This is a genomic window from Denitrobacterium detoxificans (assembly GCF_015062615.1).
Classification (GTDB): Bacteria; Actinomycetota; Coriobacteriia; order Coriobacteriales; family Eggerthellaceae; genus Denitrobacterium; species Denitrobacterium detoxificans_A.
The window spans coordinates 126,679-147,326 of the sequence record NZ_SUUH01000006.1 but is presented as its reverse complement, the minus strand read 5'-3'; the positions used below and the strand labels follow the sequence as shown (position 1 = coordinate 147,326).

19 protein-coding genes are annotated in these 20,648 nt (G+C 59.2%); 5 read left to right on the top strand and 14 right to left on the bottom strand.

Annotated elements, in window-relative coordinates:
• Nucleotides 1–335: 335 nt before the first annotated feature.
• The gene (locus tag E7002_RS08135; protein WP_303728393.1) at nucleotides 336–770 is read left to right on the top strand and encodes a hypothetical protein; all 435 of its coding nucleotides are present in this window, start codon (nucleotides 336–338) and stop codon (nucleotides 768–770) included.
• A 423-nt stretch (nucleotides 771–1,193) separates the two neighbouring features.
• On the opposite strand, the gene E7002_RS08130 is transcribed toward E7002_RS08135, so the two are convergent.
• The 7 genes from E7002_RS08130 to E7002_RS08100 form a co-directional block, all read right to left on the bottom strand.
• Nucleotides 1,194–2,303: a hypothetical protein gene (locus tag E7002_RS08130; RefSeq protein WP_303728392.1), complete on the bottom strand. Its 1,110-nt coding sequence runs from the start codon at nucleotides 2,301–2,303 to the stop codon at nucleotides 1,194–1,196.
• A gap of 224 nt (nucleotides 2,304–2,527) precedes the next feature.
• Nucleotides 2,528–3,703: a type II CAAX prenyl endopeptidase Rce1 family protein gene (locus E7002_RS08125; RefSeq protein WP_303728391.1), complete on the bottom strand. Its 1,176-nt coding sequence runs from the start codon at nucleotides 3,701–3,703 to the stop codon at nucleotides 2,528–2,530.
• Between the two features lie 242 nt (nucleotides 3,704–3,945).
• The gene (locus E7002_RS08120) at nucleotides 3,946–5,688 is read right to left on the bottom strand and encodes an ABC transporter ATP-binding protein (RefSeq protein WP_303728390.1); all 1,743 of its coding nucleotides are present in this window, start codon (nucleotides 5,686–5,688) and stop codon (nucleotides 3,946–3,948) included.
• Nucleotides 5,688–7,511 (bottom strand): ABC transporter ATP-binding protein, encoded by a 1,824-nt coding sequence (locus E7002_RS08115; RefSeq protein WP_303728389.1) that lies wholly within the window; start codon nucleotides 7,509–7,511, stop codon nucleotides 5,688–5,690. The genes E7002_RS08120 and E7002_RS08115 overlap by 1 nt, the downstream gene beginning before the upstream one ends.
• 177 nt (nucleotides 7,512–7,688) lie before the next feature.
• Complete coding sequence (locus tag E7002_RS08110; protein WP_303728388.1) at nucleotides 7,689–7,949, bottom strand: TIGR03905 family TSCPD domain-containing protein; 261 nt, start codon at nucleotides 7,947–7,949, stop codon at nucleotides 7,689–7,691.
• Nucleotides 7,950–8,107: 158 nt separating this feature from the next.
• The gene (locus E7002_RS08105; protein ID WP_303728387.1) at nucleotides 8,108–8,527 is read right to left on the bottom strand and encodes a flavodoxin; all 420 of its coding nucleotides are present in this window, start codon (nucleotides 8,525–8,527) and stop codon (nucleotides 8,108–8,110) included.
• 40 nt (nucleotides 8,528–8,567) lie between these two features.
• A complete protein-coding gene (locus E7002_RS08100; RefSeq protein ID WP_303728386.1) occupies nucleotides 8,568–9,224 on the bottom strand; it encodes a DUF3793 family protein in 657 nt (218 codons plus the stop codon).
• 254 nt (nucleotides 9,225–9,478) lie between these two features.
• Between E7002_RS08100 and E7002_RS08095 the strand changes: the two genes are divergently transcribed.
• The 4 genes from E7002_RS08095 (at nucleotide 9,479) to hypB (ending at nucleotide 12,901) form a co-directional block, all read left to right on the top strand.
• On the top strand, nucleotides 9,479–10,051 hold the full coding sequence (locus E7002_RS08095; protein WP_303728382.1) for a TetR/AcrR family transcriptional regulator: 573 nt from the start codon (nucleotides 9,479–9,481) through the stop codon (nucleotides 10,049–10,051).
• Between the two features lie 224 nt (nucleotides 10,052–10,275).
• Nucleotides 10,276–11,673, top strand: coding sequence for a 4Fe-4S binding protein (locus E7002_RS08090; protein ID WP_303728381.1), 1,398 nt, complete (start codon nucleotides 10,276–10,278; stop codon nucleotides 11,671–11,673).
• A gap of 31 nt (nucleotides 11,674–11,704) precedes the next feature.
• Nucleotides 11,705–12,118, top strand: a complete 414-nt coding sequence (locus tag E7002_RS08085; RefSeq protein WP_303728380.1) for a hydrogenase maturation nickel metallochaperone HypA — start codon at nucleotides 11,705–11,707, stop codon at nucleotides 12,116–12,118.
• 87 nt (nucleotides 12,119–12,205) lie between these two features.
• Nucleotides 12,206–12,901, top strand: a complete 696-nt coding sequence (gene hypB, locus E7002_RS08080; protein WP_303728379.1) for a hydrogenase nickel incorporation protein HypB — start codon at nucleotides 12,206–12,208, stop codon at nucleotides 12,899–12,901.
• Between the two features lie 87 nt (nucleotides 12,902–12,988).
• Here the strand turns inward: hypB and E7002_RS08075 are convergent, their stop codons facing one another.
• From E7002_RS08075 to E7002_RS08045, 7 genes are all read right to left on the bottom strand, one after another.
• A complete protein-coding gene (locus E7002_RS08075) occupies nucleotides 12,989–14,362 on the bottom strand; it encodes a dicarboxylate/amino acid:cation symporter (protein ID WP_303728378.1) in 1,374 nt (457 codons plus the stop codon).
• Nucleotides 14,359–15,222 carry an SDR family oxidoreductase gene (locus E7002_RS08070; RefSeq protein WP_303728377.1) on the bottom strand — a complete coding sequence of 288 codons (864 nt, stop codon included), beginning with the start codon at nucleotides 15,220–15,222 and terminating at the stop codon, nucleotides 14,359–14,361. Before E7002_RS08070 ends, E7002_RS08075 begins: the two co-directional genes overlap by 4 nt.
• 99 nt (nucleotides 15,223–15,321) lie before the next feature.
• On the bottom strand, nucleotides 15,322–16,302 hold the full coding sequence (locus tag E7002_RS08065; protein WP_303728376.1) for a YafY family protein: 981 nt from the start codon (nucleotides 16,300–16,302) through the stop codon (nucleotides 15,322–15,324).
• Nucleotides 16,303–16,335: 33 nt separating this feature from the next.
• Complete coding sequence (locus E7002_RS08060; RefSeq protein WP_303728375.1) at nucleotides 16,336–18,291, bottom strand: GGDEF domain-containing protein; 1,956 nt, start codon at nucleotides 18,289–18,291, stop codon at nucleotides 16,336–16,338.
• 180 nt (nucleotides 18,292–18,471) lie between these two features.
• Complete coding sequence (locus E7002_RS08055; RefSeq protein ID WP_066664211.1) at nucleotides 18,472–18,885, bottom strand: Rrf2 family transcriptional regulator; 414 nt, start codon at nucleotides 18,883–18,885, stop codon at nucleotides 18,472–18,474.
• 58 nt (nucleotides 18,886–18,943) lie between these two features.
• Complete coding sequence (sufU, locus tag E7002_RS08050; protein ID WP_303728374.1) at nucleotides 18,944–19,387, bottom strand: Fe-S cluster assembly sulfur transfer protein SufU; 444 nt, start codon at nucleotides 19,385–19,387, stop codon at nucleotides 18,944–18,946.
• The gene (locus E7002_RS08045) at nucleotides 19,374–20,648 is read right to left on the bottom strand and encodes an aminotransferase class V-fold PLP-dependent enzyme (protein WP_303728373.1); all 1,275 of its coding nucleotides are present in this window, start codon (nucleotides 20,646–20,648) and stop codon (nucleotides 19,374–19,376) included. The genes sufU and E7002_RS08045 overlap by 14 nt, the downstream gene beginning before the upstream one ends.

Here is a 20,648-nt window from a genome sequence, read left to right as displayed (position 1 = left end):
CGCCGCCGCCGGACGGGCCCTCTGGGCCCTCGGAAGCAACTCCCCGCTGCAAATGCAGCTTGTGCATAGTACCTCCCTCGAGGGTGCCGTTCAAGCGTATTCGGAAGGCTTCACAAACCACCCACAGACAGGCGGTTTTACACGTGAAAACGCCTGCTAGAGAGCCGTATGGCCCATTTCCGCGCACACATTCCATCCACTTCTGGGGGCTTCCATTCCGCATCTTGAATGGGCGGCTTGCATCCATCGAACATCTGTCCGCATTCTTGGACAGCCCCTTCCCTCTGCCCGCGTAGTCTAAAGGCATCATCCGCCCCATAGCAAAGGAGGTAGGAGTGAACAGCAATGAAAACACCCTCAATACAGCCGTACAAGAACTTACCGACTACCTCACGAAAGATAGTCGGGCGCGGTACCTGGCCGACGTTCTCTGTGCCTGGGACCACGAGCTCCGCGATTGGCTCCCCGGCGCATCGATCGTCATACGCACCGAGTTACGCGACATCACGCTTTGGTGGCCCGACGGCATTCATCTAGAAGTAAGCACGGAACCCGTGTGCGATTACCAGCAGGCCCCCGCCGCGCATTTGCGCTGGAAACAATACGTGGGCTTGAAATCGTTCATTGGCTCGAGCATCGTCAGCTTCACGCTGGATACGCTAGGCGAACAGGACGCGCTCTGGATACTGTTTCAGAATGGCCGCAGTGCGCGCATTTCCCCACAGGATGTCATGACGCTTACGTCGTTGGCGTATCCCGCTTCCGCATAGTGCACAGCTGCACCCCGCGCGGTCCATGTACGGCTGCGCGGGGTGCTTACTTATATATGTTCGGTTCCGCGCTTCTTGGACGCCATCGATTTAGGGCACCCTAGCCTAGCGACGGCGCTCGAAAGCGAACCTTCAATGCTCCTTACCCGAGTAGGCGCCCAATCAAGGTCGAGACAAACAACCCATACAGAAGTCAGCGCATGTTCCGAGTTTAAACGCCAGAAGCGCGCCAGCACACACCCGCGCCATTCGCTCGCAACAGGGGCAGACCGCTCGCAAGCCCGCCCCAAAACGAGGACCCGCCTTGCCCTTAGGACCCAATGCGGCCCATGCAAGAAAAGAGCGCGCCCGGTCAATCGAGCACGCTCTTAGGGGGCAATGTCGGCCTACGGCATGCGCTGTCCGCCAGCGCCGCCCCCTAGATTAATTAATGTCGATGTAGCTTGCCGAAATGGAAGGCACCGTTGACGCTGCGCCAAGCACCGTCGTGTAGGTATAAAGACCCGTCGACATGCCATACACCGTTACAACATCATCCTCGAGCACGCGCGTGCTTACCGCTGAAGACGAAGCAGAAACCAGAACGATGTCGTCCCAGATGCCATACGAGCCCTCCGTTACGTGCATGAGATACACCGTGCCGTTCTTGCTTTCCTGAACTTGGAATACCTTGCCCGTAATGGCAATGTCCTTCGCCAGCCAATCCGCTTCGTACCGCGCGAGATCCTCGTACTCAACCCAGGCGCACGCCTCCTTGTATTGCTCGGGAGTGAGCGTGGTGCAGGTGATCTCGAGCGGGCAACTCTTGTCGTCGACCGTGATGGTGAACGTAGACGTTTCGCCCGCAACGAGCGCTGCAGGATTGTCGACTACGTAATCACTAATGGCCTTCGTGGTGTTGTCGGAGTACGTTCCCGTTACCACCAAGCCCGAAGTGCCCTGCTTGATCATGGTGCCCGCCTCGGTCGAGCCTGTGTACTTGGCCTCGATAGCGGTAAGCGTAGGCGCAGGAGCAGAGGCTGCAGGAGCCGCCGCATTGCCGGAACCCGAGTCGCCTTCCGTAGCGCTCGCCTGAGGAGCGCTGCTCTGCGAGTACGTGCCGGAACCCGACTGGCTTCCTAGGCTGCCCAACGACGCGAGCACCACAAGCACGGCAAAGACGGTAAGCGCGATGCGCGCGGGCGTGCTCTTGGGCCTGCCGAAGACCCACATAAGAGGGATACCCGCCACGGGACACACAATAGTCAGCAACACGAGAAACCACGTGCGTCGATAGAATGGCTCCTTCACCGAAGTAATAGGTACAGCGTACGCCGAAGGCATGGACGGAGCGTACGCCGCAGCCCCCTGCGAAGATGAAGCGGCGCCCGAGGCCATAGACCCCTGCGGGCCCGGTACGGCGCTCGACGCCGCGACAGATTGCGGGCCCGAAGCAGCGCTCGAGGCTGAAGCCGCCGGCTGCGCAGACGATGCGCCCGCCTGCGCAGACGTTTGCGTAGTGAACTCTGATTCTGGTTGTCCCTGGTTTTCCATTTCTATCCTTCCCCCTGCATATACGAATGAGTGCACGCATGCGCCAGGACGACGCCTTCGCGTACAACTGCCAATGTAAGGAAATGAGATGGGACAGGTGTACATTATTTGGGACAGAGCCAGATCGCAAGGAACGGCATCCGCTATCGACGCAAGGCAGGCGGCCGCGAAGCCAAAAGACATCGCGACCGCCTGACGAAATTGCGAGCAACCAGAGTAAAAGCCTAGTCGCCGTCGTTCGAAGGTTGGCGAACGGCCTGCGGGGCCGAGAGAGAGCCACCGCCCGGCATCGCAGGAGCGCCAACAGCCTGCGGAACCGTAGGGACTCCAGCAGCCTGCGGAGCTACGGGAGCGCCTACGATCTGCGGAGCCGTAGAGGCACCTGCGGCCTGCGAGTTCGCAACGTCGCAAGCAGCTTGCGGAGGCTCGGGAACGTAGCCGCGGCCTGCCTGCTTGCGAGCGGCTTTCGCCTGCAGCCTGGCGCTCACGCGGGCATTGAACGCCGCAGCGCCGTCGCCCTTCGAAAAGAACCAGTGGCCTTTCTTGCCAAGGTAGATCACAGCCGCGGCAAACACGGCGTCCGTCACTACGCCAATGACAAGCGAGGCGACATCCACCTGACTCGTCTGCGCCTGAAGGCCAAAGCCCATCGAGTAGAACGCAATGTAGTTGTTAACGATATGCGCGGCACTCGATGCCTCAAGGCCCTTCGTCTGCCACGCAACAACGCCCCAAATAATGCCACCCGCAAAGATGAGAACGACCCCGATGTCGTTGTAGGGATGCCCCGCCGCAAACGCAACAGCCGAAACGATGATGCCCACTACGGGCAGCTTGAACCACGAGCCAAACGTCTGCAGGAAGAAGCCGCGAAAGACGTACTCCTCGGCAATGCACTGAAGCGGCAGCAGCGCCGTGCACACGATAAAGCCCACCACCGTAAACTGAATCACATGATCGGGTTCAGGGACATCGGATGGTATAAAGGCGCCCACGAACGTGCTGATGCCCATGACCACCACGGCGACCACAAGGCTCTTGCCAAACGCGCCCCAGTTCCAGCCGCCGCGCGAAGACGTATACGAGGAATACGGGCGATCGCGCACGATAAGCGCCGCAAGCGCAATCGAGGGCAGCATAACGGCAATCGAGCCGAACTCGGCAAACGCGCCCGGCCCCGAAAATGCATCCATGCCGTCGTAGCCCGCAGTCATGCTGTCGAGCAGGGACAAATCGCCCTGCCAAAGAATTGCCGCGAGAAGGATTACGACCTGGAAAACGGTCATGAACACGAAAGCCAGCACGAACACCAATATGGGCTTGTACCACTTGTACGACAGAAACTGCCGAGGAAATGTCGCGTACTCGTACACGGGCTTTTCCTGCAACTCCAACGCCATTCTCTACCCCACTCACCACAACCGCACAGCGTTGCGCGGCACCTCATCTTGCCCCACCGAATCGCAATGAGGCACCCAAACTGACCGTTATTGCAAAGCATATAACGCATCTATCAGGATAGATGCGTCATCGGGCATTTGGGAGACATTTGTTACTCAACACAAAATGGCTACGAAGCGAAAGCCTCGTAGCCATTTCGTAGAACGGCATAGAGCGCGCTCGTCATGCAAACGCGAGCACGCTACACCGCCCAGGCGGCGTTTTCCTTTTGCAGCTGCAGCATATGGCGATACACGCCACCCTCGATGGAGAGTAACTGGCTGGGCGAGCCGTCCTCAACCACCTTGCCATCCTTCAAGACGACCAGGTGATCGGCATTTTCCACGGTGCGCATGCGATGCGCGATGACGAGCACCGTCTTGCCGACGAGCAGGCGCGAAAGCGCGCCCTGCACCTGCGTCTCGTTCTCGACGTCAAGCGACGCCGTGGCCTCGTCCAACAGCACGATGGGCGCATCTTTCAGCAACGCACGCGCAATGGAAATGCGCTGGCGCTCGCCGCCGGACAGGCGGCTGCCGTCCTCACCGATACGCGTGTCATACCCATGGGGCAGCAGCGAAACGAACTCGTCGCAGTTCGCCGCGGCCGCGGCAGCCAACACCTCGGCGTCGCTCGCGCCGCGCCTGCCCAGGCGAATGTTCTCCATCACCGTATCGTCGAATAGCACGACATCCTGGAACACCATCGAGTAGTCGCCCAACAGCACTTCGGGATCAATCGCGCTGATATCCACGCCACCCACGGTCACCGAACCAGCCTGCGCATCCCACAGACGCGCCGCCAAACGCGCGCACGTGCTCTTGCCCGAACCGCTGGGGCCCACCAAAGCCGTAATCTCACCCTGACGTGCGATAAAACTCACGCCATGCAACACGCGCTCATCGCCATAGCCAAACGCAACATCATGGAACTCGATGTCATAGCCATTCGGCTCGAACGTCTTGCTACCCTCGGCCAGCGGCTCGTCGTAAATATGCTGCAGGCGCTCGGCGCAAGCCTGAGAAACGAACAGTTCCGCAATAAGGGCCAAAGATTGGTCGAACGGCGCATAAATACGCGTGATGACCAGCAAGAACATAAAGAGCATCATGAAATCCGTCTGCCCCGTGGCAATAAGCCACGCACCCGTGAGCACGGTCGTTGCCACGCCCAGGCGCATGATGGCCTGGGCACCATTCACGAACAGGCCCGTGAAGATCTCGCCATGAATGGCAATCTTCTCACCATCGTCGATGGTCTTGTTCAGGCGCGCAAGATAGCGTTCCTCCTGATTGGTGGCGCGCAGCTCGCGTGCGTTCTCCAGCAGCTCCTGAATGCCATCGCTGATTTCCACCGCAGCCTCGCGCGCTTCGGCGCTCGTGCGCGTAGTCGAATTATGCGACCCGAAGAGCAGGGCGAACGCTACGGGCACCGCCCACAAGCAGGCAAGCGCCATGCGCCAGTCCATCGCAAACAAGCAGATGGCAATAATCGCCGTGGAGATATAACCGCCATACAGGTAGCCAATGACGTGCGACCAGACCTTTTCCATGCGCTTCACGTCGGTCATGATCGTTTCCGTGAGGTCCGCCAAGTCGCGCTTGCCGAAGAAGCCGAGCGGCAGCTTGCGCAAGCGCTCCGCCAGCCCCAAACGCAACGTGGCAACCTCGTCAAATACGACACCATAGGTGTTTTCATACTGCTGATAATGCGCGATGAACGACAGCACCAAGAACACAACGAGCAGTCCCGCATACAGCGCCACGGAAGGCAGCTCCGCACCATCGGTATACGTTGCCATGAACTGCTTCATAAGCATGTACAGAATGCCAACGCCGCCCATGACGACCAAATTCACGATGACCGTCCACACGGTACCGCGCTTCGCATTGCGTACGCCCCGATCGGTGAGGGCGTACTTGCGCTTGAATTTCTCTCCAAACATTAGGCTACCTCCCCGCCAATCTTCCACTGCACAGCCTGCTGGTAATCGGACCACATGCGGGCGTACAACCCACCTGCGTCTACCAGCTGGTCATGCGTGCCGCTTTCCACGATTTCGCCGCGGTTCAGCACCACGATGTTGTCGGCATGAATCACGGTGGAAAGGCGATGGGCAATCATGATGACGGTACGCCCATGCATGAGCGTACCGAGCGCCTTTTGAATGAGCGCCTCGTTTTCCGCATCGGCGAAGGCAGTGGCCTCGTCGAGAACCACGATGGGCGCATCCTTCAGGATGGCGCGCGCCAAGGCAACGCGCTGCTGCTCGCCGCCGGAAAGGTACACGCCCTTGCTACCCACTAACGTTTGGGCCCCGTCGGGCATCTTGGCAAGAATATCGTCGCACTGAGCTGCGGAAAGCGCAGCCATGACCTCCTCGTCACTGGCTTCGGGGCGCGACATGCGCACGTTTTCCATGATGCTCATCTTGAACAGGCGGCTGTTCTGGAACACGAAGGCAATGTGGTCCATGAGCGCATGCGGGTCGGCTTCACGCACGTCCACACCGCCCACCAACACGCGGCCTTCCTGCGCATCCCAGAACCGGGGAACCAAGCTTGCGACCGTAGTCTTGCCGCCACCGCTGGGCCCCACCAGGGCAACCGTACTCCCAGCTTCCACGCGGAAGGAAACCCCCTTCACCGCGGGCACGTCGGCGCCCGCATACGTGAAGGTCACGTCCTGGAACTCAACGCTCGCATCGCGCGGGTTCTGCGGGTTTTCGGCAACGGAAAGCAGCGGAGCGTCGAGCACGCTGTTGATGCGCGAAAGCGAATCGCTGGCCATCATGAAACCAGCCGAAGCGAACATCACGCGCGAAAGCGCCGTGGAAACGATTGCCGAAAAGATGGCGTAGAACGCAAAGTCAACGATAAACTGCGCAAAGTCACTCTCAAGAGCCGCAGGAGCCAGCAGCAACGCCACCGGAACCATGAGCGCGAACACACCCTCGAGAACGGTAAGGTTGATACTTTGCGGAACCTTGCACACGTGGCCTTCGTAATACGCGCCCTTTTCGCTGTACTCGTCGATAGCACTCTTGAACGCCTTGAACGAATAGATGGTCTGCTGAAACACCTTCACCACGGGAATGCCTCGCACGTATTCCGTGCCAGCCTTGCTCATCTTGTCGAGTGCCGTCTGATACTCGGTCATGAGATTTGCGTTCTTGCCCGCCATCATGGAGCACATGGCGACAACCGAAATAACCGCAGCCGCGAAGCACGCAAGACCCATGCGCCAGTCGAATACGAACAGGATCACGACCACGCCAACGAACATCACAACGGTGCCAGCAATATCGGCCAGGTTATGCGCCACAAGCGAATGCGTTTCCGCAGCTGCACCATCGATGCGTCGACGGATGAGACCACTTGCATGGTCGTCGAAGTACCCCAGCGGCACGCGCATCATATGTTCGGCCCCACGCTTCTGGATGTTCGAAGCTAGGCGGAACGCCGCCAAGTGCGTAAGCAGCAGGCCCGTGAAATACAGAACGATGCCGATGAACGCGAACGCCAACGCAACCCAGCCGTACATGGCAACGTCACCCGCCTGCGACCAGTTGGGCGCGACCATCACCAGGTCACGCACGACCAACCAAATGCACACGTAGGGCACCATATCGGCGACCATCGCCAAAGCCGTAAGAACGCAGCCCGCAATGGTAAACCACTTGCGGTTCCCCGCGAATTCCAGCAGCTGAGCTATTTCCCCCTTCTTCTTTTTCCGAGGCTGAGAGTCCCCCATTCCCCTCTTTGACATACTATTCCTTTCGGTTCATGCCTAGTTAGGCTTGCCTTACGGCGGTAAGCATAAACCCGAAAGCACGCATGTGCAATGACTACACGCCGTGAAACGCCAATACGCAGGCGAAACGGCATAAAAAAGCCCACGCGGTCGGGCGTGGGCCTTCAAACGGATATGCAATACGCGAAACGCTTAGGCGTTTTCCTGCAGGGCCTGGTCGATGGCCTGGGCCAGCTGGTCGGGACACGAGGTGGGACGCGGGCCGCACTGAATGCCGCGCAGCGTCTGGGCAACTTCCGTAGCGGGGCGCCCAATGGCAAGACGCGCCACGCCCTGCGTATTGCCCGAGCAGCCCTTTACGAACTGCACGTCACGCACAATGCCCTCGTCGTCGATCTTCACGTGAATCATGCGCGAACACGTACCGCGCGTCACGAAATCCTTTTCAATCATGTCGTCTCCTTGTCGTTTCTCGTCTTATTCGACCGCAGTATACGGGAGAGGAATGAGCTTTATGTGCTCAACTTCCAACGACTAGAAAACGCACTCGACATAAAACGAGCGACGAGGCCGCACCTCGCCGCTCGCTGATCGCACGATGTCCCGCCGCTCTACGCCAGAGCCGCACCTGCTGCCTTGCAGGCAGTTTCGGCATCGTCGTCGGGATAATCCTTCGCGATAACGGAATCGACCACGTTCACGCCATTGCCCTCGGCACGCTCGCGCCACAGGTCCATCCACTCGCCATCGTTCCAGTCGTAGCTGCCGAACAGCACGACCTTCTTGCTGTCGAGCGCAGGCTCGACTTCGTCGTACATGGGCTCGAATTCCGTATCCTCCAGTTCTTCGTCGCCCATGGCGGGGCAGCCAAACGCCACCGCATCGTATTCGGCAAGCTTCGCGGAATCGAAATCGGAAGCCTGAATGACGTCGACTTCCGCGCCGGCATCCTTGGCGCCTTCGGCCACCAGGTTTGCCATGGCCTCGGTGTTGCCCGTGCCGCTCCAGAACACTACTGCCACTTTGCTCATGAGAATCTCCTTCTGTTGGGGATTATAGAAACCATTGCAATTACGACGCCGCTTCGAGCTGCGCAAGATAATGCAGGGGCGCACCCTGCTCGTGCAGCTGGTCCATCATGCGCACGCACCGCCGATAGGCCTCGAAGCACGCCTGCGCAGAACAGGCATCGCCGTACGCCTTCCAGCATCCCGTGCACAGGCATTCCGAACCGCCTTCGATGAAGGCGATGACGTCTTCGGGCGGATAGCCCAGGAAGAAGCCAACCTCATGCGGAAACGCCCTGCTGCGATTGGCGCCCGCAAGCGCATCGCTCGCCCGCACGCGTCGCGCAAGCTCGGCGATGCACGCATCAAGCGAGTCCACGTCGTAGCCAAGCGACCGCAGGTATGCGCTCGCGCGCGAGTTTGCAAACGCACGAGCAACCAATTCCGGACGAAACACCAGCACGAGCGCATTCCCCGGACGCACGGCGAGCACGCGCACGCTCACGCCGCCCGACCCCAGCTGCTCGCGCGCCGAACGCAGTGCCGTGGCAAACCCCTCGCGCACGATGCGACTCGCGCGCTCCTGCGCGCAGGCATTGCTGCTGCGCGCATCCATGAAGTGCACGGTGAAGAGGTTTGCGGGCTTCAAGGCAGCCAACGTGGGAGCACAATTGTGGACGATCTTCTTCGCCAGTTTTGCGTTCGTATTTTCGCTGCCCATTCGACCTCGCTTCGCTTCCGCTTTGGTTAGCCATTCCTAACTTGTGCGGATGTTAGTCGAACCTAACTGACGATGCAAGCCGTTTCCCAAAATTCCCGCGAACGGCGCAAAAGCACGTTGTCCAGGAGCTTCACGCAATACGAATTCCCGTTTACGTAAGACGGATTCGCAATTCGTAACACCTTTACGCGTGAGAAACACAGTTACGTATACGCGTGCTAGAATCCCCCTCGAGAGGGAACAGAGGAGGGCGCATGAGGAGAGGCACCCCAGCTGCAAGGGATCGCTTTGTACGGGCCATACTCGTACTTTGCGAGAATAAAGACATCAACAAGATATCCGTCCGCGACGTGCTCGAGGAATCGGGCGCGGCTCGCCAGACGTTCTACAACTGCTATCGCGACATCAACGACCTCATACTGGACGTACCATTCGCGCTAGCGGAAACATGCGACGAGGGCCTGTACACGCAAGACGCTTGCACCGCTCTCTTCTGCATGGCACGCCAGGAACGCGGCTATTTCGAGCAGCTCCCCCACCACACCGGGCAGAACTGCTTCCGCGATAGCTACCTGAAGAAGCTGAAGGAAATCTACTACCATTCGGTATTCCACGGCTCGCCCTGCGAAATCGCCGCGCAGAAAGCCCAGATAGACGCATACATCTATGGCGTGGTCGACCTATTCATGGAATGGTGCGCCTCTGGCATGCAAGACGATCCGCAATGGATCTCGGCCGTCATCTTCAGCATGAAGCCGCCCTTCATGACCGAAGACCCCCTACCCGATTATTGCGCGCACCACGGCGCGTTTGCCCTGGAAGCGTAAGCACTCGCCCCCACCTTCGCACGCATCACGTCCGTTCTACGCGTGCGCCAAAACAGCCTGCCACCGCCAGCAGCCTAGCTGCATATGCCCAGGCCGCTCCCCATAGACTCTAGTTAGCCATTCCTTACAAGACAAAACGCGTCATATCGTCTGTTGTTCCTCCACAGTTCCTCCAAGTACTCTTTGCTCAGGGAGTTTATTCATTCGAATAACGAGGAGGAAGAATGGAAGAAAGCGAGAAGAAGAGGCTCGGCCTCGACCGTCGCGACTTCGTGCGCGGCGCCGCCCTGGGCGCCATGGGCATGATGCCCATCTTCGAACTGCTGGGTTGCAGCAGCCCGAAAAGCCAGGAAGCCAAGTCGGAGAAGCCCGAAGCCGCACAGGCTGCCGAAACGGGCACGTCGGGCGAGTGGGTCGACCCCAGCAAGAGCGACGAGCTCATGCAGAAGGTCCTCACCGAGACGGAAGTTACGAGCGACCTGGTATGCGACGATGGCACGGTCATTCCCGCCGTGTACGTGCGCATGCGCAACCGCATCAACCGCATCGGCCGCGGCATCGGCTCCATCCCCAACGATTCGCACTCTTGGGACATGATCATGTACCTGTGGTCGGAGGAAGACGCCGAAAACTACCTGAAGATGCCCCTGCACGAGTACTTCACCGCCGGTGACTACGCTCACGCAGCAGACATCGACGAGGACAAGGCCCTGGCGATTCTGGAAGACCAGGCGAAGCGCAACCTCATCTGGCGCGTGCGCCGTGGCGGCCTTCCCCTGTTCATCCTGATGCCGTATATCAACGGCTTCTGGGAGTTCAACGAGCTCGACGCCCTGTATCACAAGGACATGGGCAAGGTTGCCGAGTTCGACATGCTGGGCATCAAGGGCGTCGACCCGAACGGCGAGTCGGGCTTCGACAACACGTTCCCCCTGTTCCGCAGCTATCCCGTGAGCGTTGACGTCGTTCAGGGCGACAAGCTGGCCGATGGCCACGATTGGCGCGCCCTCATCAAGCGCAACCCCAAGATCACCGTTTCCGAGTGCCAGTGCCGCACCATGTGGAAGGCCCTGGGCGTGCCCTGGGACGAATCCCACCCCACGCGCACCTGCCTGTCGCTGGGCGAAATGGCCGAGTACTTCATCGAGAATGACATCGGAGAGCAGATCACCCAGGACGAGGCCATCGCCATCGTGGAAGACGCCATCGACCACCACATGGTCGTTGAGTCCGTCTGCGCCAAGGACGCCGATATCATCTGCTGCTGCCACTCCAAGAGCTGCGGCAACCTCATGGCCTACCGCGGCATCAACGGCGAAGCCGCCTGCTCCACGTACTACAGCGCTTACCTGCTGAAGTACGACAAGGACAAGTGCATGAAGTGCGGCAAGTGCGTCGAGATCTGCCCCATGCAGTCCATCACGCAGGATTCCGACGGCACGTGCGTCATGGACAAGGCCTGCGTCCGCTGCGGCCAGTGCGCTCGCGTATGCCCCGCATCCGCACGCGTGCTCACCGAGAACCCCACGTACCCCGACCTGCCGATCGACTACGTCGACTGCAACAAGTACTTCGCCAAGGACCGCATGGCCCGCGGCCAGCTCGTCGACTACGTCGGCTAATTAGGCACCCAAACGAGAACAGGAGACGGCCATGCACGAAATGTCATACGTCCGCAACGTCGTAGATATTGTCACGGAAGAAGCAGCCGCTTCGGGCGTGAAACGCGTGCAGGCCGTCTACCTGGCTATTGGCGAAGGCCGCGATATCGTCGAAGACTACTTCGAAGGGCTCTTCCGCCATCTTGCACGAGGAACGGTCGCCGAAAACGCCGAAATCGTCATCCATCGCGTCCCCTACACCATGCGCTGCAACAGATGCGGAACTCCGTTCCATGCGGAGTACATCCGTCGCGAACCACGCGTTTGCCCCTGCTGCGGATCTGCCGACGACTGCACGTTCCTACGCGGCATGGAGTTTTCCATCAGCAGCATCGAGGCAGCCGTGGACGATGACGAGGAAGAGAGCATCTCACCTGCTCTAGCCGAAACGGCGACTGGCCTATAGCGAGCGCGTGGCGCTGCGAACCCCTCGCGCGCCACGCCCTATTTTGTTTTACCCGCCGCATCTGCGGCATCATTCAAAGGAGAGGCAATGGAAAAGACGCGCATCATCGAAGTACGCAAAGACGTTCTGGCGAAGAACGATCTTGCCGCCGAGAGGTTCCGCGAACAGAAAGCCGCCGACGGCACCTTTTTCCTAGACATCATGGCCTCCCCCGGCGCAGGCAAGACCACGCTGCTGCTGGCGCTGATCAATTCCCTCCGCAGCGCAGGCGAAGAGAGCATGGCGGTCATCGAAGCCGACCTGGAATCTGACGTCGACGCCTTGAAGATCAAGGAAGCGAATGTCCCCTCGGTGGAGCTCAACACGCGCGGCGTGTGCCACGTGGAGATGAACATGGTCGAACAGGCCAATCAGGCATTCGGTGACGCCGTTTACGACTACCTCTTCCTGGAGAACATCGGCAACCTGGTATGCCCCGCAGATTTCGACACGGGAGCCCACGCTCGCGTGATGCTGCTTTCCGTGCCCGAGGGATATGACAAGGTGTACAAATATCCTCCCATGTTCAGCATCGTCGACGCGCTCATCGTAACGAAGAGCGACTATCTGCCGGTTAACCCCGACTTCGACATGGACGCCCTGGTAAAGCAGGCGCGTACGCTGAACCCGAACATCAAGATCTTCGTGACCTCGGCCCGCACGGGCGATGGCGTCGATGGCGTGGCCGCGTGGCTGCAAGAGCAGCGCGCCAACATGCTCGACCGCTATCGCATGGCCATGTAGCTGAGTTCGCATCCCTCCAACAACGTGCCCCGGCTCCTTACGGAGTCGGGGCACGTTGCGTTACGGGGCTTTTGAAAAACGAAACGACTAGAAGTCCTCGTCTTCCTCGTACGAATCCTGCAGATGGCCAACGGCCACGCCCGCTTCGGGGTCGTCGAAGACCGCGCGATCGAACTCGCCAGCCTGCTTCGCCACGATGGTGGTGACCACGGCGTCGCCCGTAATGTTCACGGCCGTGCGCAGCATATCGAGAATGCGGTCGATGCCCATGATCATGGCAATGCCCTCCAGCGGCAAGCCTACGGAATTGAACACCATGGAAAGCGTGACCAGGCCCACCGAGGGAACGCCCGCCGTGCCAATGGAGGCCAGCGTGGCCGTGGCGATGACGGTGGCGATTTCCGCAGGCCCCAGGTTCACGCCGAACAGCTGGGCGGTGAACACAACCGCAACGCCCTGCATGATAGACGTGCCATCCATGTTGATGGTAGCGCCCAACGGAATGGTGAACGACGAAATGCGACGCTTCACGCCTACGCGCTCGGAAAGCGTTTCGATGTTCAGGGGGATGGTGGCGTTCGACGAGCTGGTGGAGAACGCGAAGAGCATCACGCGGCCGAACTTCTTGAAGAAGGTGATGGGGTTCAGGCGCGTGAACACCACGAACAGCACCGCGTACACCACGAAGCACTGAATGGCCAGCGCGCCAATAACGCCGCCCATGTACTTCAACATGGGAACGAACATGTCGAAGCCCAGCTTCGCAAACGTATTCGCCAGCAGGCAGAACACGCCAAGCGGCGCGACCTTCATGACGACTTCCGTCATCTTCATCATGAGCTCGTTACCCTGCTCGAACAGGCGATGCAGGTTTTCCACCTTGCTGCCCATGACGGCAAGCAGAATGCCCACGAACAAGGCGAAGAAGATGACCGGCAGCATATCGCCTTCGGCGATGGCGTTGAACGGGTTCTTCGGGATGATGCCCAGAAGCGTGTCCATGATGCTGGTTTCCGTGGTGGCAACCGTGGACGTGGACGCATTCGCCTGAATGGCCGACGTATCGACGCCCAGGCCCGGGCTAATGAGCGTGCCCACGGCAAGGGCGATCGAGATGGCCAACGCCGTGGTGCAGATGTAGAAGAGCAACGTCTTGATGCCCACCTTGCCCAGCGTCTTCACGTCGCCGATGGCCGCCGCGCCGCACACGATCGAGCACAGCACCAGGGGCACGACGAGCATCTGCATGAGGCGAATGAACGCCTGGCCCACGAAGTAGAAGATGCCGTTCACGAAGACATCGGTCTTGATGGGGCTATCGGGAATGAGGTAGTGGAACACGATACCGCATACGATGCCAAGCGCGAGCGCGATGAGAATCTGGCCCGTGAGCCCTACGCGATGAGCCTTCTTGCCCTCAAGCGTGTCGACGGCGGAAAGCTGCTCTGGCTTTTTGCTCATCGAGCTCCTCCTTCCGGAATAAGCCCAACGCGCTTCAGGTAGCCTTCGAGATCCTGCTGCCACGTGGGGAGCTCCGTAACGCCCGTCATCTGAACCATGAGCGGCTCGAGGATGATGTTCTGCGCGGTAGCCTCGTCGCTTTCGGCAGCCGTAACCAGCTGCGGGTCGGCGCCCAGAAGGCGGTACACTTCGCGCGCGAACTCCAGACGCGTGCACGCCCCCGAGCTAACTACGTGGAACAGGCCGTATTCATGCGCCTGGATGGCACGCATGAGGAAATGGCACACCGTGCGTACCGAGGTGGGGCAGGCAATCTGGTCGACGCGGCGCGAGAGGGGACGCCCCTCCATGGCCGAAACCACCATTTCGCCCATGTCGCCACCGTCGGCGTGATAGAGCCACGACGAACGGATGATAATGTGACGCGGGTTCAGCTCGCGAATGAAGTTCTCGCCCACCAGCTTCGACTTGCCATACGTGGTATCGGGCACAGGCGCGTCGAACTCGTCGACGGGTTCGTCCATGATGCGGGAAAACACGTCATCGCTGGAGAACTGCACGAGCAGCGAATCGATACTGGCCGTGGCGATGGCGAGATTGCGCGGTCCCAGGCCGTTGACCTTGATGGCCTCGTTCTTGTTCTGGGGCGTAACCAGGGTGCGGCGCATGCCCGCGCAGTTCACAACCACCTGCGGACGATTGCGCCGCACGAACTCCTTCACCTGGTCGAAATCGGTGATGTCCACGTCTTGGTCGGTACCGTATACCGTATAGCCTCGATTGGCCAGACGATGTGCGATTTCGCGTCCCAAGTACCCCGTGGAGCCAGTCACCCATACATCGTTGTATCGAGTTCCCATACAGGTTCCTTCCCTTGGAATATACGCACTAGATAATAGCAAAAACCAGGGGAAACGGCCTTACACCAGCGGACTTGCCCCCTGTCACGCACGAAGGGGCTAGTACGACTGCAGGATATCGCGCAGAAACGCGAGGTACCCCTCACGCAAAGACGCAGGAGCCTCGATCTGGATTTCGCTTCCCAACTGCGCAAGCCAGCCATAGAACACGGGGCTTTCCTTCACCGTAACGGTAACGCGCGCAGCGTTCTCGCCCTCGATGGGCACGGCATGCACGTCGCGACCGAAGCGATCGACGATGACGTTCATCACGTTTTCGGTAGCCCTCAGCGTCGCGGTAACGCGCTCGCCATGGTACATGCCGAACACGCACTTGCCCACTTCATCGGGGTCGTACGAGGAGATGGCGTCGTTGCGTTCCGCACGTTCGTCCAGCTGCTCGATGCGCTCCATGCGGTCGACGCGATAATTGCGAATCTCCTGGTCGGCATCGCTAAACGCCACCAAATAGTAATTGCCATCAGAATACGTGAGGTTGACGGGCGTAACCACGTGCGTAGCGCCATCCCTGGTGGCGACCTTGTTCTTATGGATGTCGTAGCGGAAATAGCCAAACGAGATCTTCCTGCGTGCCGCCATGGCCTCCTGTAGCTTGTCGACCACGATGAAATCGGACTGCGTTTGCACGCGCGGGCGGCCATGTACGTGCACCTGCTTGTGCAAGGCGTCGCGCACGGGAGTGGAAGCCAGGCCGCGAATGCTCTTCACCAGAGCCTTGCAGCTACCTTCGGAAAGGAAGCGACTCGACTGCACCGCATCCACGAGCAGCATGAGCTCGGAAAGCTCGAAATCGCGTTCTGCCAGGGCGTATTCCACGGGCTGACGCTGGTATTTGCGGATGTCGAGCCCGAATTCCCGCAGCGTCTCGATGTCGGAGTAAATACCCTTACGCTCGGCCGAAATGCCGCGCTCCTCCAGCTTCTGGAGGATATCCGCCATGGAAACGCCGTGGTCGGGATCGGTTTCGGTGCGGAGGATATCCATGAGGTACAGCAACTTCAGCTTCTGAGAACTAGCCACCACGTTTCCCTTCTAACGAATAGCCCCTGCTTTTTATCGGAGCGCCTTCATACCATAATGCTTCACGACAGAAACACGACAGCTAAAATCGGTCTCGTTGAGGAATTCCGGCACCTGGTAGAGCGGCATGGGCCGAGCGTAGTAGAAGCCCTGAATGTAATCGACGCCGCAATCGATAACCTGTCGCGCTTGCTCGGCGGTTTCCACGCCCTCGATAACCACCTCGTAGCCGCCATGGTGGAACAGACGCGTGAGCGTGCGGATGGTGTCGTACCCGTCTTCCTGAGCTGCGGCCAGCAGGATGCGGTCGAGCTTGATGAAGCTAAACGGGAAGTCAAGCATGGACGCGAAGTTCGAGAACCCCGTGCCAAAGTCGTCCATGAGGAAACGGTATCCGCGATTCACCAGCTCGGCAAGCGTAGCAGCGACTCGATCGTCGGCCGCAAACATGCGCTCGGTGATCTCGAGGGCAATGAGGTTGCGCGAAATGCCCGCGGAGTCGATGGCCCCATCAAGCAAATCGGGGAATCGGCTATCGGAAAGCTGACGCAGCGAGAGGTTTATCGAAATCATCTTCAGGGGCAACGCAGGATGCGATTGCGCGAAGGCACACAGCTTGCGAATGACCTGCTCGCCAATGGCCATAATGAGCGCGCTGTCTTCCGCAATGCCCACGAACTGCGCTGGCGGAATAAAATCGCCCTTGGGCCCCTTAAGGCGCACAAGCGCCTCGGCAGAGCAGAGGCAGCTATCCTTCACGTTGTATACCGGCTGCAGCCACACCTCGAAGCGATTCAGGTCCACCGATTCTTCCAGGTAGCGCGTCAGGCGCTTCTTGCTTTCCACTTCGGAGATGAGAGCGTCGTCGACGCGAATGAAGGAAAGCCGATTGCGGCGCGCTTCGTCGCGCGCGTACTCGATGCGCTCAACGACCTTGGGAGCTCCGCCCACCATATTGGCGGCATAGTCGATAACGCTCATCTGAATGCGCAGCTTATCGCCTTCCACGATGATTTCGTTCGGCAGGTTCGCGTTCACGAACGCAGCGATTTCCTCGCCCGTGCGATTCTCCCTATGGCTGAACACAAGCGCAATTGACGTAGCGTTGATGCGGAACACATCGCCACCTGCGCATATCTCACGGGCATGCTCGGCAATGTCGATGATCACGCGATCGCCCGCGTCCATGCCATACGTGGAGTTGATGTCCTCGAGCCCATGCACGAGCAGCACCAAAATGCGCTTTGGGTGACGCGCCTCCGTCCACGTACCGGCGGCGGCAACAAACGCGAAGCGATTTCCCAGCCCCGTAAGGGCATCGGTCTCGATACTGCTGGATTGCAGCACAAGCAGCAAAATAAGCGAGAAAATGGCAGCCATGATGCCGTTCATCATGGTGCCCGGATATGCCAACTGGAAGCCAATGAGCGCGGCAAGCGCCGGGATAGAGATGCGCACGACGCGCATCATGGCGCGGCTCACCTCGCGGCGATACAGCGCCGTACACAGCCCCGAAAGCAGGAGCATGAACACTACCTGGGCATATCCAATAACCCACAACGGCCCGTGGATGTAGGTGAAGTCGGCCGCAATGTAGAACATCCATTGGGTGATGGGGTTGAACAGCGTAAGCACCACGCATAGCAGGCACATGTAGTGGTTCAAATGGCCTGCAATGGCTAGAAAGCGCCTGCGACCCGAGCGACGCAGCATGAAGCTGAACACGTAGTCGGTGAAGCTGGAGACCATGACGAAGCAGACGATGTAATACGCCGCGTTGTCTATGTAGTTAATCCAAAGCGGCAGCTCGTGGGAATGTTCGATCGTGAATACGCAAAGCGAGTCGATAATGATGGAAACGATGGCCAGGATAACGCTTGTAAAGAACCGGAACTGGTCTTGCGTGTTCAGGTACTCACGACGTCCCACCACGGCAATAATGACGCCCAGGATGACCAAGGCGAGATATTCCGCGACAAATGAGAACACGACCTAAGCCTTTCGCTCCAACCCCAACGGCCCCAATAACCCTTGCGATGCCAGCGGTACGTTTGATATCAATAATGTGCCTATTCTCGCACATGTACAGGGGAAAAGGCTAGTGCACGGGTAGGTAAACGCAGCTTGACGAAAACAACGCACAAGCCAATGGGCCCGCAAAGAGCAATTTTATTCGGCGGCTGAAATAATGTCGGCGAGCGTTTTGTCGTTCAAATACTCGGAAGTAATCTTGCCCAGATCGCGCCACATAGAGATGGTCGGACACGTGTCCATGATGGGACACACTTCGCCATTGGTGCAGTCGAGACACTCCACGGGGGCCAGCGACCCCTCGGCCGCGCGCAGGATCTGCCCTACGGAAAGTTCCTCGGGCTTCACGGCAAGCTGATAGCCGCCGCCTTTGCCACGCGTACTCTTCACGTAGCCAGCCTTGCCCATGAGCGCAATGACCTGTTCCAGGTACTTACGCGAAATATTCTGACGCTTGGAGACATCGCCCAGCGAGACCCAGCCCTCGTGCATGGCCAAATCGGCCATGGCGCGCAGCGCATAACGTCCTTTTGTCGAATACATGCCAGACATGTTCTCCCCTTTTGCATGCGCGCGGGGCGAACCCCGCGCACGCATTCGTTCTCAGCAGTTACTCCAGGCCAGCAGCCCGAAGCATTTCGGCCAACGTACGCCACGACAGCTCGGCGCATTTCACGCGCGCGGGCATATGGCGAATATCGCTTAGGAGCATGGCCTCATCGAGCTGGCCAGCGAGCTTGGACTCGTCTTGCTCGACCCCCGTGAGCATACCCCCAAATAGGTCGCACAGCGCGATGGCCTCTTCTTTCGTCTTGCCAATCATGAGATCGCTCATGATGTCGGCCGAAGCCATCGAAACCGCGCACCCATGGCCGGTGTAGGAAGCCTCTTCAATGCGGCCCTGGCCATCAAGGCGCACGGCAATATGCAGTTCATCGCCGCACGAAGGATTGATGCCGTCGTGCTCGCAAGTAGCATCCTCAAGTTCGTAATTATAATCGGGATGGTTCACATGGTCGATGAATTGCGCATTGTACAGATTAGTTACGTCCATTGAAAACCACCCAGACTTTTTGGAGACCCTCGATAAGCCGATCGATATCGGCTGCGTCATTGTAGAAGCCAACGCTTGCACGACACGTGCTCGACCAGCCCAAATAGGAAAGAAGCGGCTGGGCGCAGTGATGGCCCGCGCGAATGCAAACGCCCTGCGCATCCAAAATGGAAGCCACGTCATGCGGATGAATGCCACGCACGTCGAACGCCACCGAACCCACGTGCTTCGCACCATCGGCGGGCCCGATAACCGTTACGTACTCGAGCTCTTGCAAACGACGGCACAGGTATTCGGCAAGGGCGCGTTCGCGTTCTTCCACCTGTTCCATGCCAACCTGTTCCAGATAGGTAATGGCGGCATCGGTGGCGTACGCCCCCGCGGCGTCTTGCGTGCCCGCCTCGAACTTCTGGGGAACGGGCGCCCATACCGCGCCCTCTTCGGTAACGGAGTCGATCATTTCGCCACCCGTAAGGAAGGGCGGCATGGCATCGAGCAGTTCGGGCTTGCCCCACAACACGCCAATGCCCATGGGGCCGCCCAGCTTGTGAGCCGAAAACGCCAGGAAGTCACAACCGAGCGCACGCACGTCCACCCGCAGGTGCGGCACCGATTGAGCGCCGTCGACTGCGCAGAGGGCGCCCATTTCATGCGCGCGGCGCGCAATGGCCGGAATGTCGTTTTCCACGCCCAGCACGTTGGACACATGCGTAACCGAAACAATCTTGGCACACGGGCCAATCTTATCCTCGATTTCCTGCTGCGTGATGCAGCCCTCTTCGTTCAAGCGCAGATACACGAGCTTGGCGCCCGTGGCCGCGCACACCTGCTGCCAGGGAATGAGGTTCGAGTGATGCTCCATGATGGATATGACCACTTCGTCACCCTGCTGCAAGTTCACTACCTGGGGTAACGTATGGGCCAACAGGTTCAGCGATTCGCTGGCGTTGCGCGTGAACACCACGGAATTCGCAAGGGGCTCACCCGTCTCGTCGAGCGCGCCAATGAAACGCGCAATGTGCATACGGGCATCTTCAATGGACTGCGTGGCCCTTACCGACAGGCCATACAGGCCGCGTAAGGGGTTCGCATTCATGGTCTCGTAGAAATCGCGCTGGGCATCGAGCACCGAGGCAGGACGCTGGGCCGTGGCAGCGCTATCCAGAAACACGAGATCGGGGCTCTTGGCGAGCAGCGGGAAATCGGCCTTGTACGGTGACTCCTGAATGGAGCACGACTCTTTCACCTGCAGCGTTTCCAT